Source organism: Symbioplanes lichenis (assembly GCF_030709675.1).
GTDB lineage: Bacteria > Actinomycetota > Actinomycetes > Mycobacteriales > Micromonosporaceae > Actinoplanes > Actinoplanes lichenis.
The window spans coordinates 119192-133599 of the sequence record NZ_JAUZQD010000018.1 but is presented as its reverse complement, the minus strand read 5'-3'; the positions used below and the strand labels follow the sequence as shown (position 1 = coordinate 133599).

The following is a 14408-nucleotide window of genomic DNA, read 5'->3' as shown; positions in this document are numbered from 1 at the left end:
TCCTTGGAAGAGGGTGCGCACGAGGAAAGTGCGCACGGGGAAAAGACTGCGCACGGGCTCACCCTCGTGCCTCGGGAGCGTAACAACGAAGATTGATTACCGCGGCCCCGTCCGAGGTGTGCGACGCCGTGCACCAGCGCCGGGCACGGCTCGGTGAAGCGGAAGGGTGGCTCGGCGAAGCGGACAGAGAAATGGGTGAGCGGGGCCAGGTCGACCTCGTGCAACCCCGCAACCGCCTCCATGAAACGGTCGGAAGCGACCGGAGCGGCCAGAAGACGACTGGCAGCGACCAGGGGGCGACGGGAGCGGCCAGGCGACCGGCAGCGGCCGGGAGGCGACCGTGGCGGCCAGGCGACCGGCAGCGACCAGGAGGCGACCGTGGCGGCCAGAAGACCGGAAGCGACCGGAGCGGCCAGAAGACGACCGGGGGAGCGGCTGACAAGCGATCGGAGTCGACGGGGAGGCGACCGGAAACGAACAAGGGCCCCAACCAGGCATGAAGCCTGATCAGAGCCCTGATCTCGGGTGCGCCGCGTAGGACTTGAACCTACAACCCGCGGATTAAGAGTCCGCTGCTCTGCCAATTGAGCTAGCGGCGCCGGATCCTGCTGGTCTTGCTTGTCTAGCTGGTGTTACTTGTGTTTCCCGCCGCCTTGGCTGTCCGCCCTGGCGACGAGAGAAACACTAACACGACCCGCGCCCGCCCCTGAAATCCACCCCCTCCGCATGATCGCGGATGCAACCTCCGGTCGGTGGAGGGCGTCTTAAGCATCGGTAAGGCAGGATGGCCGCGCGGAACATGAAAGAACGGGGCAGAGATGGTCAGCATGCGGCGCGGGTTCCTGGCGGGCCTGGCTTTGACGGTGGTGGCGCCCCTGGCGCTGGCGGCTTGCGGGGACGGTGAGGACGCGCCGGCGGCCGCCGGGACGGCGAGTGCGGCGGCGCCCAGCGCGAGTGCGGGGGCGAGTGCGGCAGCCAGTGCGAGTGCCGGCGCGCCGATCACGGAGTCGGGCACCACGGCGCCGTCCGGGGCGCTCGCGCTTGCTGTGACTCCGGCCACCGGCAAGAAGAGTGTTCCGGTCAGTGCGGAGATCGGGTTCACCGTGTCCGGCGGGAAGGTGACGACCGTCTCGCTCAAGGACGCGAAGGGCAAGGCCGTCGCGGGCGCGCTGCGGGAGGACGGTTCGGCCTGGGTGCCTTCGAGCCCCCTCAAGACCAGCTCCCGGTACGAGGCCAGCGTCACCGCCACGGACGCGGCGGGCGCCACGGCGACGAAGACCACCACGTTCACGACCATGGGGAAGCCCGGCAAGAAGACGGGCACGGGGCTCTACCTGTTCGACGATCACACGTACGGCGTGGCGATGCCGATCGTGGTCGAGTTCAGTCCTGGGATCAAGAAGGCGGACCGGGCTGCCGTACAGAAGCGGATGTTCGTCAAGAGTGAGCCGGCACAGCCCGGCACCTGGTCGTGGACCTCGAGTGGCACCCAGGCCTATTACCGCGCGCCGGAGTTCTGGCAGAGCGGGACGAAGCTCACAGTGCGCATCGCGGTGGGCGGGTTGCCGACCGGCGGCGGGCGTTACGGCGACCGGGACCGGTCCGCGACCGCGAAGATCGGGCGCAGCTTCGTCATGAAGGTCGACAACAAGACGAAGAAGATGACAGTGGTGCAGGACGGCAAGACGGTGCGGACGTTGCCGGTGAGCCTGGGCTCGAAGAAGAACCCGTCGTCCAGCGGCACGATGGTCGTGATGGAGAAGCTCGAGCACACCGTCTTCGACACGATGAACGAGCTGCCGGCCGGCGAGGGCTACCGCACCGAGATCGACTACGCGCAGCGGCTGACGTGGTCGGGGCAGTACATCCACTCCGCTCCGTGGTCGGTCGGTGACCAGGGTCGGCGGAATGTGTCACACGGATGTGTCAACGTGTCCCCGTCGAACGCTCGCTGGCTCTTCGGCAAGACGCTCGTGGGTGATCCCATCACCGTGCGGGGTACCGAGGACAAGCTGGCGTACGGCAACGGCTGGACGCCATGGGACGTGAGCTGGAAGGAGTTCGCCAAGGGCAGTGCGCTGCCCGTGCCCGCGGAGCTTGCCGCCGCCGGCGGCCGATGAGGCCGCGACGATCAATAAGAAAGATTTAAGGCTAGAGTTCTGGCGGGCGTGGCACGAATCAGGGATGGGGGACCCGTCGTCCGTGACGGATGATGGGCTCCGGACCGAGGTGCGGTGAGAGGGATCATGAAGCTTCGTGGAGTGACCGGCAGGACCGGCGGGCGGCGGTGGCGTTCCGCCGCGGCCGCCGTGGTGACCGCCGGCGTGCTGCTCAGCGCCGGCTGCAGCGGCAGTGACAAGTCCGCGTCGCCTTCGTGGCAGGGCAGCGGGGCCAGCGGCTCCGCGGCTCCCTCCGCGTCGCCCCCGCCGCCGGAGAGCACGGTCGCCGTGACGGCGCCCAAGGCCGCGGCCACCGGGGTCAAGGCGATCACCGAGATCGCCTATGAGACCGAGGACCCGGGCAACACCTCCGTCGTGGTCACCGACTCCGCGGGCAAGGAGGTGAAGGGCACGCTCGATAAGGACGAGAAGACCTTCACCCCGGCGAGCGCCCTCGGCTGGGGCAAGAAATACACGGTGACGGTCACCGGCACGGCGTCCGGCGACAAGATCGGCACGGCGTCCAGCACCTTCACGGTGATGAAGAAGCCGGCCAACCTCGTCCGGATCAACAGCTTCCTGGGCGACGGCAGCAAGGTCGGTGTCGGGATGCCGATCATCATGAAGTTCGGCCGGTCGGTGCCCAAGAGCTACCGGGCCGCGGTCGAGCGCCGGATGACGGTCACCGCGCAGCCCGCCCAGGAGGGCAGCTGGTACTGGCTGAGCGGCACCGAGATGCACTGGCGCCCGAAGACGTACTGGAAGGCCGGCAGCAAGGTCCACTACAGCGTCCAGCTCAAGGGCGTCGAGATGGACAAGGGCTGGTACGGCCGCTCGGACCTGACCGTCGACTTCAACGTCGGCCGCTCGTTCGTGATGACCGTCTCCGACAAGACCAAGAAGATGACGGTCAAGCAGGACGGCAAGGTCATCAAGACCATCCCGGTCAGCCTGGGCAAGAAGAGCACCCCCTCCTCGAGCGGCACGATGGTCGTCATCGAGAAGAAGGAGCACACCGTCTTCGACACGATGGACGAGCTCCCCGCGGGCGAGGGCTACCGCACCGACATCGACTACGCCCAGCGCATCACCTGGGGCGGCCAATTCATCCACGCCGCCCCCTGGTCCGAGGGCGTCCAGGGCCGCACCAACGTCTCCCACGGCTGCGTCAACGTCTCCGAGGCCATGGGCAAGTGGCTCTTCGACCGCACCATGATGGGCGACGTCATCACGGTCAGCGGCACCCCCCGCGACCTCAAGTGGGGCGACGGCTGGACCGACTGGGACGTCAGCTGGTCCCAGTGGCAGAAGGGCAGCGCCCTCTGACGGGCCACACCCCCGCACCCTGAGCACTCCCGCACCGCGGGCCGGTCACCCTCCGACCGGCCCGCGCTGCTTTTCTCGAGTACGCCCGCAGCCCGCGCCCGGCTCGTGGAGCCTCAGTTACTCCGACCGCCCCGCGGCGCCCCGTCTGGGGCTGACCCTCCGTCGGCGCTGCCGCTCGCGCGTGGGCGTTGGTGTCCCTCATGTCATGCGTTGCCGGTTGCACGCCGGGCGGTGGTGTTCTTCACGCCGGGCCCGGGTGCCACATGCTGATGCGGGGCGGGCGAAGGGCGTGGGGCGAGGGGCCAGCGGCGTGGGGCGAGGGGCCAGCGGCGTGGGGAGTGGGGCATGGGGCGTGCGGCGCTCAGGCGCCCGTTGGCGGCGGAGCAGGCTGCGCGTGGCATGAGGCCCGCGGGGTCGGTGAGGTCAGTCGCTGAGGCCGATGGCGCGGAGGGCGCCGCGGATGGAGGCGGCTGCTGGGCGGAGGATTTCGTGGCGGAGCCAGCGGCCTGTTGCGGTGACTGTGCGCCATGCGGGGACGACGGTCCAGCGCCATACCCATGCCACTGCCAGGCCGGTGGGGCGGAGCACCCAGTGGTAGATCTGGCGCAGGAGCCAGCCGGCGCCGCGCCAGCCCGGGAGAAGGATCCACCGGTAGATGAGGCGCAGTACCCACCGCAGCGCGAGGCCGAGCGGGCGCAGGATCCGGGTGACGAGGGCCATGCCCACGGCGGTCAGGGCTCGGCCGAGGAGTAGCCACAGGGGCATGGTCACGCGGAGGAGCCAGGCGGCTGGGATGGCGATCAGGTGCTCCCAGCACAGGGCCACGACGGTGGCGATCGCCGTGAGCAGCCATGTCGCCGGGACGACGATCAGATAGCGCCACAGGAAGCGGACCGGGGCCACGATCAGATAGCGCCACAGGAAGCGGGACGGGACCGCGATCAGGTAGTGCCACAGGAAGCGGAGCGGGACCACGATCGCGTGGTGGAAGAGCCAGCCGAGGGGGCGCAGGACGAAACGCCAGAGGAAGATTCCCGCGTACGCGACGATCTCCCACAGCACGCGCAGGGGCAGGACGATCAGCACGGCGACCACGCGGATCGGCCACGGCACGGAATCGGAACGCTGCTCTGTCGACATGGTCGGATCACCGTAGTGGATCGTGTCGAGCGCGTCATCCTGACCAGGGCGAACATCACCTCTACGCTCGGGCCGATGAGGCGATTGGCGGCTTTTGTGACAGTGGTGACCTGTGGGCTCTCCCTGGCGAGCTGCTCCGGCGACGACGCGGCGGCGCCCAAGGGAAGCACCCCGGCAACGGCCGACGGGAGCCCGGGAGCAGGGCCGGGCGGAATCCAGGGAGAAGAGCCGGGGGAGACGACAGGGGAAGGGCCGGGGGGAACCCTCGACCCGGGCGTCCTCGGCCCCGACAACATCGTGGTTCCCGGCGGCGACAGTACGGGCGTACCCGTGCCCGGTGTCTCGGGCATTCCCGCCGTCGACGACCCGCCCGGCGCGATCGCGTGTGCCATGGCGGGCACGGCGGCGCGGGCCGGGAGCTTCATGACGCCGGGCGTGGTCGTGGCGATCCAGCACGCGAGCAGCACCGCCGACGCCCCGGTCGCCGATGCGGCCGGCCGGCTGACGATCGCCTACAACGCCGCGGTACGAGCCCAGGGCGCGAACGACGAGCCCGACAAGGTGGCAGCCGTCAGCGCCGCGGCCGCCGAGCTGACCAGCGTCTGCGGCGACTCGGGCCTGGAGACGGCCGGCTGACCGCTGCGAGGGACAGCGGGCTGATCACCGCGTAAGAATGCGGGCCGAGCGCTACTTGGGCTGGACCAGCCAATGCCAGGCGCGGCGCAGGCCGTCGGCGAGGGAGGAGTCGTCGGAGGTGGCGTTCTCGCTCGGCTCCGGCAGGTCCTTGGCCGGCGGGCCGATGATGACGGCCCGCTCGAAGATGCCGTCGATCTGCGACGCGGCGGCGAAGCGGTGGCCGTCGCCGGTCTTCAGCACCAGGCCCTGGAAGATCTCGTCCTTGTCGTCGGCGAGGACGTGCGCCACCGATCCGGCCGGCTCGCCCGAGCGGTCGTAGACCGGGGTCCCGTCGGCCAGCACGAGAAACGACTGCGGCGCCCCCAGGTCCTCGGGCGCGGTGTTGGTTTCCGCCATTGCAGGGACGTACCCCGCCGCGGCCGAAGAGTAACGCCGAGACCAGCGCGACGCCGCCGCAAGGGAGGCAAGGCGCCGCCGCAAGGGAGGCAAGACGCCGCCGCAAGGGAGGCAAGACGCCGCCGCAAAGGAGGCAAGACGCCGCCGCAAGGGGAGGCAAGACGGCGCCGCAAGGGGAGGCAAGACGGCGCCGCGAAGCGGGAAGGAGCGCGAAGACCCCAGAAGAAGGAGCGCTCAGCGCGGCGGCGGAAGAACAGCCACCTCACGGTAGAACCGGTCGATCGTCCGCACGGTCGTCTCGAAGTCGTCCAGCGTGAAGGGCTTCGTCACGTACGCGTTGGCGCGGTGCTGGTAGCTCGCCTCGATGTCCGGCGCCGCGCCCGAGGTCGTCAGGATCACGACCGGGATCGCCTTGAACTCGTCGTCGGACTTGATGGCGGCCAGCGTCTCGCGGCCGTCCATGCGCGGCATGTTGAGGTCGAGCAGGATGAGGTCGGGGCGGTGCGCCTGCTCGTAGGGCGCGGAGCGGCGCAGATAGTCCAGCGCCTCGCGGCCGTCGGCGACGCGGTTGACGGTGGTCTGCCGCTCGCTGTCGTCGAGCGCCTCCGTGATCATGAAGGCGTCCGCGTCGTCGTCGTCGACGACCAGGATCTCGAGACTTCGCACGGTGCCCCCTTGTTTGCAGTTCGGCAAGCATAGGTGCGCCGACCGTGCGCCACCACATCGGCCGGGTATGAATTGTGGCGCGGAGAGACGTGTTTCATAGGCCGTCCCTGCAACGTACGGGAAAAGGCAGGTCACGCGGCTCCGCCGAAACGTGAGTGAACCGTAGCCCAAAGTTACAGGCCACCAAATCGGCCCCGGTGTACGTCTTGCCAGCGTGACCGAAGACCCCTCCCGGAGCCGGAAATGGCGGCGCGCCCGCCGCATCGCGCTCCGGCTGCTGATCGTCGTGGCGTTCTACATCGGCACGGGCACCGCGGCCGCCGAGGCCTACGTCGACTCCGTCCCCCTGCCGGCCGCCCCGGTCAAGGCGTCGGCGTCGACGCTCTACTTCGCCGACGGCACGACGATCCTGGCCCGCGTCGGCACCGAGGACCACAGCGACGTACCCCTGTCGGCCGTCCCCGAGGGCGTACGCAACGCGATCCTGGCCGCGGAGGACCGTGACTTCTACGAGCACAGCGGCGTCTCCGTCCGCGGCGTCCTCCGCGCGGTCGTCGCCAACGTCGAGGGCTCCCACGAGGGCGCGTCGACGATCACGCAGCAGTACGCCCGCAACGCGTTCCTGACCCAGGACGTCACGCTGGAGCGCAAGGCCAAGGAGTTCGCGCTCTCAGTCCAGCTCGAGCGCGAGTACACGAAGAACGAGATCCTCGAGCGCTACCTCAACACCATTTACTTCGGCCGGGGCGCCCAGGGCATCGCTGCGGCGGCCAACGCGTACTTCGGCGTGACGGTGGACCGGCTCACCCCGGCGCAGGGCGCAGTGCTCGCGTCGGTGATCAAGGACCCGTACGGCTTCGACCCCGCCCACGACGCCAAGCGCGCCCGCCAGCGGTGGAACTGGGTGGTCAAGTCCGAGCGCGAGCGCGGCTGGCTGACGGGAAGCCTGACCTATCCGGACGTCGACGCCGCCACGGCGAAGGACCCGGGCCCGGACGGCATCATCGTCGACCGGGTGGAGCGGGAGCTCGCCGCGCACGGGATCAGCCCGCAGATGCTGCACACCCAGGGGTTGTCCGTGGTCACGACCCTCGACGCGCAGGCCCAGCAAGCGGCGGTCAAGCGGGTGACCGCCATGCTGGACAAGCAGCCGGACGGGCTGCGGGCGGCGCTGGTCGCGCTCGACCCGGCCACCGGCGGCGTCCGGGCGTACTACGGCGGCAGTCAGCGCGGTTTCTTCGACGACGCGTCGGCGGCGCACCCGGCCGCCTCGACGTTCAAGCCGATCGTCGTCGCCGCGGCGCTGCAGGAGAACATCAGCGTGCAGTCCAAGTGGGACGGCAGCTCGCCGCGGATCTTCCCGGGCCGGCTCGGCGTGCCGCTGGAGAACATGAAGGACCAGCAGTGCCCGTACTGCACCCTGCAGCAGGCGATGGTCGACTCGCTCAACACGCCGTTCTACGCGGTCACCGAGCAGATCGGCGCCGGCAAGGTGCGGGACATGGCGTGGCGGCTCGGCGTCTCCGAGAAGTACGCGGGCGCGAAGACGCTGGTCGACGTCAAGGGCGACCCGAAGCCCGGACAGACCCGGGCCGACATCGCCATCGGACGGTACGCCGTCACCCCGGCCGATCTGGCGACCGTCTATGCCACATTCGCCTCGGGCGGCGTACGCCATGATCGGTTCTTTGTGCAGCTGGCGGCCGATGCCAAGGGCGGCACGCTGTACGAGGCGGCTCCGGACGCCACGACGGTCCTCACCGCCGGGCAGGCGGCGGACATCACGCAGGCGCTGAGTGCCGTGGTCAAGGCGGACAAGGTCGTCCCGGGCCGGCCGGCGGCGGGCAAGTCCGGCACGCAGCAGTGGGGCAACACCAAGGACAACCAGGACGCGTGGATGGCCGGCTACACGCCGGAGCTGGCCACGTCCGTGTGGATCGGCAAGGCCAAGCCCGGCCCGATCCGCGACAGCAAGGGCAAGGCGATCGCGGGCGACACCGTCCCGGCGCGGCTCTGGCGCGACTTCACCAAGGACGCGCTCGCGGGCGAGGAGAAGACGCCCCTGCCCAAGGCGGCGCACCTCGGCCGCACCGACGTGGGCGACGCCGGCAAGGTGCACCCCGGTGAGAGCAGCGGCTCGGACCAGCAGTCCACGACACCCACGGCCGGGACGAACCTGCTGGTCGTCCGCACCGCCCACGCGGGCCAGCGACTCGCGCTGACCTTCGACGACGGCCCGTCCAGCTACACGCCGCAGATGCTCGACCTGCTGTCCCAGTACGGCATCAAGGCCACCTTCTGCATGGTCGGCGAGGAGGTCGAGCGCTATCCGGAGCTGGTCCGCCGGGTCGTCGCCGAGGGGCACCAGCTCTGCAACCACTCCTGGAAGCACGACGACCTGGGCATCATCCCGGCCGCCGAGGCGAGGAAGGACATCGAGCGCACCGACGCCGCGATCGCCGCCGCCGCACCCGGGGCCACGGTCCCGTACTACCGGGCGCCGTACGGCTCGTTCGGCAAGTCGGCCAAGGAGGCCGTGAAGCTGGGGCACACCCCGCTGGGCTGGGTCGTTGACCCGGACGACTGGCTGCTGCCCGGCGCCGACGTCATCGCCGGCCGGATCGAGGAGCAGCTCACGCCGCGCGCGGTGGTGCTGGTGCACGACGGTGGCGGCGAGCGCGAGCAGACGTACGAGGCACTGAAGAAGCTGATCCCGCGCCTGCTCGCGAAGGGCTGGAAGTTCGACCTGCCCGAGCGCACGGTGGACCTGAAGCCGCTGCCGCAGCCGACACAAACGACAAATCCGACAACTGACCCGACAGCTGACCCGACCCACGAGCCGGAAAGCACCCCGACCCACGAGCCGGAAAGCACGCCGACGGAGACGCCGAGCAGCAACCCGCCCTCGGACGAGCCGACGGAGACGCCGTCCGGAATGCCAAGCTCTAGTGACCCAGGGTGGACAGCAAGCGAAGCACCCCAGGCCCCAGAATCACCACAAAGATGACGGGGAAGAGGCAGAACAACACCGGGAAGAGGAGCTTGACCGGCACCTTCTGAGCCTGCTCCTCGGCCTGCTGCCGCCGCTTGGTCCGCTGCTGGAGCGAGTGCTCCCGCAGCACGTCGGCGATCGGCACCCCGAGCTCCCCGGCCTGGATCACGGCGGTGACGAAGGCGCGCAGCTCCCGTACGGTCGTCCGCGCCGACAACGCGCGCAGGGCGTCCGTACGGGAAACGCCGATCCGCATCTCCTGCAGCACGCGGTGGACCTCGGCGGGCATCGGGCCGGCCAGGTTCGCCGCCACCTGGGCCATGGCCGCGTCCAGCCCGAGCCCCGCCTCGACCCCGATGACCAGCGCGTCGAGCACGTCGGGCAACGACCGGGCGAGGTCACGCTGCCGCTTGGCGCCGAGGTCGTACACGATGAGGTCGGGCAGGAAAACGCCGAGCACCGCCGCGGCCGGGCCGGCCGTCAGCGCCCCGGGCAGACCGGCCAGGGCCGCGCCGCCCAGCAGCCCGGCCAGGCCCCCGGCCACGAGGAACTGGGCGCGGCGGCGCACGACCGCGTCGATCGGGCGGTCGTCCGGGTTGCCGGCGTAGTCGAGGAGGCGCTCCAGGCGTACGCGGGCGGAGGCCGGGGTGACCGCGCGGCCGAGCCGGTCGAAGGCCTCGTGGAACGCCTCCTCGATGCGGCGGTCGAGGGCCGGGCGGCGCTCGTCGCGCAGCCGGCCGCCGACGCTGCCGAAGCGGCGCAGCGTGGTCATCATCCGCTCGCCCCGGGTGGGCGGCAGTGCGACAGCGAGCACGAACAGGGCGGCGGAGGCACTGGCGGCGAGCACCGCGAACGCGGCGACGAGGGGCAGCAGCATCAGACCACGACCCGCACGACGCGGCGCAGCCACAACCCGCCGACGACGAGCAGCCCGGCGGCGACGGCCAGCATCACGAGACCGAGCGGCTCGGTGATCAGCGGCCGGATGTAGTCGGTGCGGAACAGGAACATCCACAGCCCGATCACCACGGGCAGGGCGAACAGGATCGAGGCGGAGAGGCGGCCTTCGGCGGAGAGCGTACGGATGGTGCGTCGCAGATTCTCCCGCTCGCGCATGGTGTCGGCGGTCGTCTGGAGCACCTCGGACAGGCTCCCGCCGACCTCGCGTTGCAGTCGCAGCGCCATCACGAGCCATTGCATGTCATGGTTCCCCGTGCGGGCGCCGACGCCCTCGAGCGCGTCCTCCAGCTCGGCACCGAGCCGGGTCTCCGACAGCGCCCGGCGCATCTCCGCGGCGACCGGGCCCTCGCTGTCGCGCACCGCGTTCTCGATGCCGTGCTGCAGCGTGAAGCCGGCGCGCAGGGAGCTGACGACCATCTGCAACGTCTCGGGCAGCTCCTCGGCGAAGTGCCGCTTGCGCCGCTCGATGCGCCCGGTGAGCAGCGCGTTCGGCACGAGGAAGCCGGCGACGAGCCCGAGCGAGACGCCGAGGAGCGACGGCAGCAGCAGGCCGAGCAGCAGGGCACAGGCGAGGGCGGCGGCGCACCGGATGACCAGCCATTCGGCCGCCCGGATCGGCAGGGCGGCGGCGTCGAGGCGGGCCTGGTCGTGGAAGCGGAAGACCCGGCCCAGCCCCGCTCCCACGCGGTCGATCTGCGCGCGGACCAGAGAGGCGAGGCGTACGCGGACGGGGGTCTGCACGGCGAAACTGCGCAGCGCCGCGAGCCGCCGCTGGAAGAAGGTGCGCCCGAAGAGCGCGTCGAGGATCAGATAAGCCAGCAGGAAGACGGCGCCCGCAGCGGCAAGAGCAGAGAACCAGATCATCGGCGCCCCTTCGTGAACAGCGACGCGGGCATCGTCACCCCGTAGAGGGCCAGGTCGTCGGCGAAGCGCGGGCGCAGGCCGGTCGGTTCCAGGCGGGTGGCCCGGTGGTCGAAGAGGTACAGGTCCTGCAGGCTGACGATGTCGGACTCCATGCCGACCACCTCGGAGATGTGCGTGATCCGGCGGCTGCCGTCCTTGAGCCGGCTGACCTGGATGATGACGTCGACGGCGGCGGCGATCTGGTCGCGGATCGCGCGCACGGGCAGGTCGAGCCCGCCCATCAGCACCATCGTCTCCATCCGGGCGATGGCGTCGCGGGGCGCGTTGGCGTGCAGGGTGGTCAGCGAGCCGTCGTGCCCGGTGTTCATCGCCTGCAGCATGTCGAGCGCCGCGGCGTCGCGCACCTCGCCGACGACGATCCGGTCGGGGCGCATCCGCAGGGCGTTGCGAACCAGGTCGCGGGTCGTGATCTGGCCGCGCCCCTCGGAGTTCTTGGGGCGTGACTCCATGCGGACCACGTGCTCCTGGCGCAGCTGCAGCTCGGCCGCGTCCTCGATGGTGACGACCCGTTCGTCGTACGGGATGTAGCCGCTCAGCACGTTGAGCATGGTCGTCTTGCCCGAGCCCGTCCCGCCGCTGACCACGATGTTCCGCCGGCCCCGCACACAGTTCTCGAGGAAGGTCGCCGTCTTCTCGCTGAGCGTCCCGAAGCGGATCAGGTCCGCGACCGTCAGAGGCGACACGGAGAACTTGCGGATCGTCAGCGACGACCCGTCCAGCGCGACCGGCGGCACGACGGCGTTGACCCGGCTGCCGTCGGGCAGGCGCGCGTCCACCATGGGACTCGCCTCGTCGACCCGCCGACCCACGCGCGAGCAGATCCGGTCGATGATGCGCCGCAGGTGGGCCTCGTCGTCGAACTCGACGTCGGCGCGCTCGAGCCGGCCGTACCGCTCGACGTAGACCAGGTCCGGGCCGTTGACCATCACCTCGCTCACCGACGGGTCGCGCAGCAGCGACTCGATCGGCCCGTGGCCGAGCACGTCGTCGGTGACGTCGCGGATGATGCGCACCCGGTCGGCCCCGGCGAGCGGGGTCTGCTCCCGGGCGATCAGCTCGGCGAGGGTCTGCTGGACGCGGGCCTCGAGATCCTCGCCCTGGGCGTCGGCGGCGTACAGGGTCGGGCCGAGCTCGTCGGCGAGCTGCCGCTGAATCCGCAGCCGGACCTCGGTGACCGCGTCCCCGGCCTGCACACCGGCGGCCCGGTAGCGCTCGGTGCTGGCCGAGACAGGGGTCACCGGTGCGGGGACCTGCGTTTCCTGAGATTGCGTACGCGCCGCGATGCGCTCGGACAGGCTCACCGGCGCCGTCCGAAGGCGAGCAGCCGCCGCTTGCTCTCCGGCTCCCGCACCACCCCGGCGCAGCGGTCGGCGAGCCGGCGCATCGCGAGGCTCACCGGGTGCGTCGGATCCTGCAGCACCAGCGGCACGCCCCGGTTGACCGACACCGGTACGTCCCGCGACGACGGCACGTGCACCGACAAGTGCGCGCCCACCGCCTCCTCGACGTCCTCGACCGACAGCCCGACCTCGGTGTTGGCGCGGTTGAAGACCACCAGCCGCTTGTCCCGCGGGTACTCCAGCAGGTCGAACATCTCGACGGTCAGCCGCACGCTCTTCAGCGTCGGCAGGTCCGGCGTCACGATGGGCACGAACCAGTCCGTGAGGTCCAGCGCGGACAGCACCTGATCGGTGACCGCCGGCGGGGTGTCCAGGACGATGAAGTCGTACATGGTCCGGGCGACCTCGAGCATCTCGGTGACCAGCTCGCGGCTCACGTGCTCGCCCTCGGCCGGGCTGGCCGGCGCGAGCAGCGCGTCGAGGCCGGGCCGGTAGGGCGTGATCACCGATCGCAGCCCGGCCTCGTCCACCTTGCCGGTCATCGCGATCATGTCCGACACGCTGCGCTCCGGCGGCAGTTGCAGCATGATCGCGACGTCGCCGAACTGCAACGCGAGATCCACGAGCAGCACCCGGCGGGCACCCCCGGCGGCCAGGGCGGCGGCGAGGTTGGTGGCCACGACGCTCTTGCCGCAGCCGCCCTTGCCCGCGAAGACCGTGATGACCTTGGCCTGCGCCCCGGAGTCCCCGGCCGTCCGCATGGTCGCGCTCAGCGCCTTCGAGAGGTCGATCGAGCGGGCCGCGGCCAGCCGGATGCCCTCGATGTCGGTCTCCTCGACCACCTCGCGGACCCCGGCCCGCATGGCCGCGGCCAGCACCTCCGGGTCCAGCGTCTCGCGCAGCAGAAGAACACCGATCAAAGGACGCTGCACCCTTTGGTACGCCGTGAAGGCCAGCGCCGCGTCCAGGTCGACCGTGGCCCCGAGCATCACCAGCAGCGTCTCGGGATTGCGCGGCAGGTGCGTGTCCAGGTCGGCGAGCTCGTCGACGACGTCGAAGCCGTACTCGCCGTACCGGGCGCCGAACGTCCGCCGCCGCTCCGGATCCGGCTCCACGTAGACGTAGAAGGTCACGGCTTCCCCCACAGGCTGTCCAGGTCCACTGCCGTCGACGGGGTGACCTGGGTGCCCTCGCCCAGCAGACCCAGGTAGACCTCGCCGGTCTGCGCCGCGTGCACGAGCCGCGTCGCGTCCGCCTGTCCGACGGCCAGAGTCGCCGGGTACGACCGGGTCGTCGCACTCGCCCGCGTGGAGGTGGGCGCCGGCCGTACGTCACTGGGCTGTCCCGTGGTGATGCTGATGACCGTGGCGGCCGGCAGCAGCACCCGCGTCTTCTGCGATCCGGGCTGCACACCGCGCGGGTACGTGACGAACACCGTGACCCTGTCCCCGGCGGCCACCTTCTCCGCGACGCCGGGCGCCATGGTCACCTCGATGCTCACGCCCAGCTGACCCTTCGGGACGCCCACGGTCGCGGCTTCCCGGGCGGCGAATTGTCCCCGCAGGATCAGCTGGTCCGGGGCGAGATCGGACGACAGCCGCAAGTCGTCGAGGCTCGTGCTCAGGGTCTTGAGCGCCCCTTCCGGCACGGTCTCCACCGGCATCACCACCTCCCGGGCCAGCCCCTTGGCGCGGATGTCGGCCCCGGTCGTGCCCGCGGGGATGCGTTGCTTGGCCAGCAGCACGGACACCGCCTGCCGCCCGTCCACCGCCCGCTGGTCGACCCCGCGCGCGTAGAGCGCCACGGACACGCCGCTGAGCCCCGCGAGGACCAGCGCGGCCAGCGCGATCAGAATCCGGCGTCGCATGA

At 70.8% G+C, this 14408-nt stretch carries 12 protein-coding genes and 1 tRNA gene; 4 read left to right on the top strand and 9 right to left on the bottom strand.

Going from position 1 to position 14408, the window contains the following annotated elements:
- Positions 1-526: 526 nt before the first annotated feature.
- Positions 527-599 (bottom strand) — tRNA-Lys (locus tag RAN62_RS35400).
- Positions 600-818: 219 nt separating this feature from the next.
- Between RAN62_RS35400 and RAN62_RS35395 the strand changes: the two genes are divergently transcribed.
- Positions 819-2120, top strand: a complete 1302-nt coding sequence (locus RAN62_RS35395; RefSeq protein WP_305789210.1) for a L,D-transpeptidase — start codon at positions 819-821, stop codon at positions 2118-2120.
- Positions 2121-2246: 126 nt separating this feature from the next.
- The gene (locus RAN62_RS35390; RefSeq protein ID WP_305789209.1) at positions 2247-3485 is read left to right on the top strand and encodes a L,D-transpeptidase; all 1239 of its coding nucleotides are present in this window, start codon (positions 2247-2249) and stop codon (positions 3483-3485) included.
- Positions 3486-3908: 423 nt separating this feature from the next.
- Here the strand turns inward: RAN62_RS35390 and RAN62_RS35385 are convergent, their stop codons facing one another.
- The gene (locus tag RAN62_RS35385; RefSeq protein ID WP_305789208.1) at positions 3909-4625 is read right to left on the bottom strand and encodes a hypothetical protein; all 717 of its coding nucleotides are present in this window, start codon (positions 4623-4625) and stop codon (positions 3909-3911) included.
- Positions 4626-4700: 75 nt separating this feature from the next.
- Between RAN62_RS35385 and RAN62_RS35380 the strand changes: the two genes are divergently transcribed.
- Entirely contained in the window at positions 4701-5261 is a 561-nt protein-coding gene (locus RAN62_RS35380) for a hypothetical protein (protein ID WP_305789207.1), read from the top strand.
- A 51-nt stretch (positions 5262-5312) separates the two neighbouring features.
- On the opposite strand, the gene RAN62_RS35375 is transcribed toward RAN62_RS35380, so the two are convergent.
- The gene (locus tag RAN62_RS35375; RefSeq protein WP_305789206.1) at positions 5313-5657 is read right to left on the bottom strand and encodes a PRC-barrel domain-containing protein; all 345 of its coding nucleotides are present in this window, start codon (positions 5655-5657) and stop codon (positions 5313-5315) included.
- A 234-nt stretch (positions 5658-5891) separates the two neighbouring features.
- A complete protein-coding gene (locus RAN62_RS35370) occupies positions 5892-6323 on the bottom strand; it encodes a response regulator (protein ID WP_305789205.1) in 432 nt (143 codons plus the stop codon).
- 214 nt (positions 6324-6537) lie between these two features.
- Between RAN62_RS35370 and RAN62_RS35365 the strand changes: the two genes are divergently transcribed.
- Positions 6538-9330, top strand: coding sequence for a transglycosylase domain-containing protein (locus tag RAN62_RS35365; protein ID WP_305789204.1), 2793 nt, complete (start codon positions 6538-6540; stop codon positions 9328-9330).
- Here the strand turns inward: RAN62_RS35365 and RAN62_RS35360 are convergent.
- From RAN62_RS35360 to cpaB, 5 genes are read right to left on the bottom strand one after another with little or no spacing between them, the layout of a single operon-like run.
- A complete protein-coding gene (locus RAN62_RS35360) occupies positions 9269-10192 on the bottom strand; it encodes a type II secretion system F family protein (protein ID WP_305789203.1) in 924 nt (307 codons plus the stop codon). The two genes, RAN62_RS35365 and RAN62_RS35360, sit on opposite strands and share 62 nt — an antisense overlap.
- Positions 10192-11139: a type II secretion system F family protein gene (locus RAN62_RS35355; protein ID WP_305789202.1), complete on the bottom strand. Its 948-nt coding sequence runs from the start codon at positions 11137-11139 to the stop codon at positions 10192-10194. The genes RAN62_RS35360 and RAN62_RS35355 overlap by 1 nt, the downstream gene beginning before the upstream one ends.
- A complete protein-coding gene (locus RAN62_RS35350; protein WP_305789201.1) occupies positions 11136-12437 on the bottom strand; it encodes a TadA family conjugal transfer-associated ATPase in 1302 nt (433 codons plus the stop codon). The genes RAN62_RS35355 and RAN62_RS35350 overlap by 4 nt, the downstream gene beginning before the upstream one ends.
- Positions 12438-12496: 59 nt before the next feature.
- Positions 12497-13672 (bottom strand): CpaE/TadZ family protein, encoded by a 1176-nt coding sequence (locus RAN62_RS35345; protein WP_305789200.1) that lies wholly within the window; start codon positions 13670-13672, stop codon positions 12497-12499.
- Entirely contained in the window at positions 13669-14406 is a 738-nt protein-coding gene (gene cpaB, locus RAN62_RS35340) for a Flp pilus assembly protein CpaB (RefSeq protein ID WP_305789199.1), read from the bottom strand. Before cpaB ends, RAN62_RS35345 begins: the two co-directional genes overlap by 4 nt.
- Positions 14407-14408 lie beyond the last annotated feature (2 nt).

What these genes read in the sequence shown, in the direction of transcription:
- RAN62_RS35355 (WP_305789202.1), bottom strand. Translation starts at nt 11,139, where the DNA reads ATGATCTGGTTCTCTGCTCTTGCCGCTGCGGGCGCCGTCTTCCTGCTG.
- RAN62_RS35375 (WP_305789206.1), bottom strand. Translation starts at nt 5,657, where the DNA reads ATGGCGGAAACCAACACCGCGCCCGAGGACCTGGGGGCGCCGCAGTCG.
- RAN62_RS35360 (WP_305789203.1), bottom strand. Translation starts at nt 10,192, where the DNA reads ATGCTGCTGCCCCTCGTCGCCGCGTTCGCGGTGCTCGCCGCCAGTGCC.
- RAN62_RS35395 (WP_305789210.1), top strand. Translation starts at nt 819, where the DNA reads ATGGTCAGCATGCGGCGCGGGTTCCTGGCGGGCCTGGCTTTGACGGTG.
- RAN62_RS35385 (WP_305789208.1), bottom strand. Translation starts at nt 4,625, where the DNA reads ATGTCGACAGAGCAGCGTTCCGATTCCGTGCCGTGGCCGATCCGCGTG.
- RAN62_RS35390 (WP_305789209.1), top strand. Translation starts at nt 2,247, where the DNA reads ATGAAGCTTCGTGGAGTGACCGGCAGGACCGGCGGGCGGCGGTGGCGT.
- RAN62_RS35380 (WP_305789207.1), top strand. Translation starts at nt 4,701, where the DNA reads ATGAGGCGATTGGCGGCTTTTGTGACAGTGGTGACCTGTGGGCTCTCC.
- cpaB (WP_305789199.1), bottom strand. Translation starts at nt 14,406, where the DNA reads ATGCGACGCCGGATTCTGATCGCGCTGGCCGCGCTGGTCCTCGCGGGG.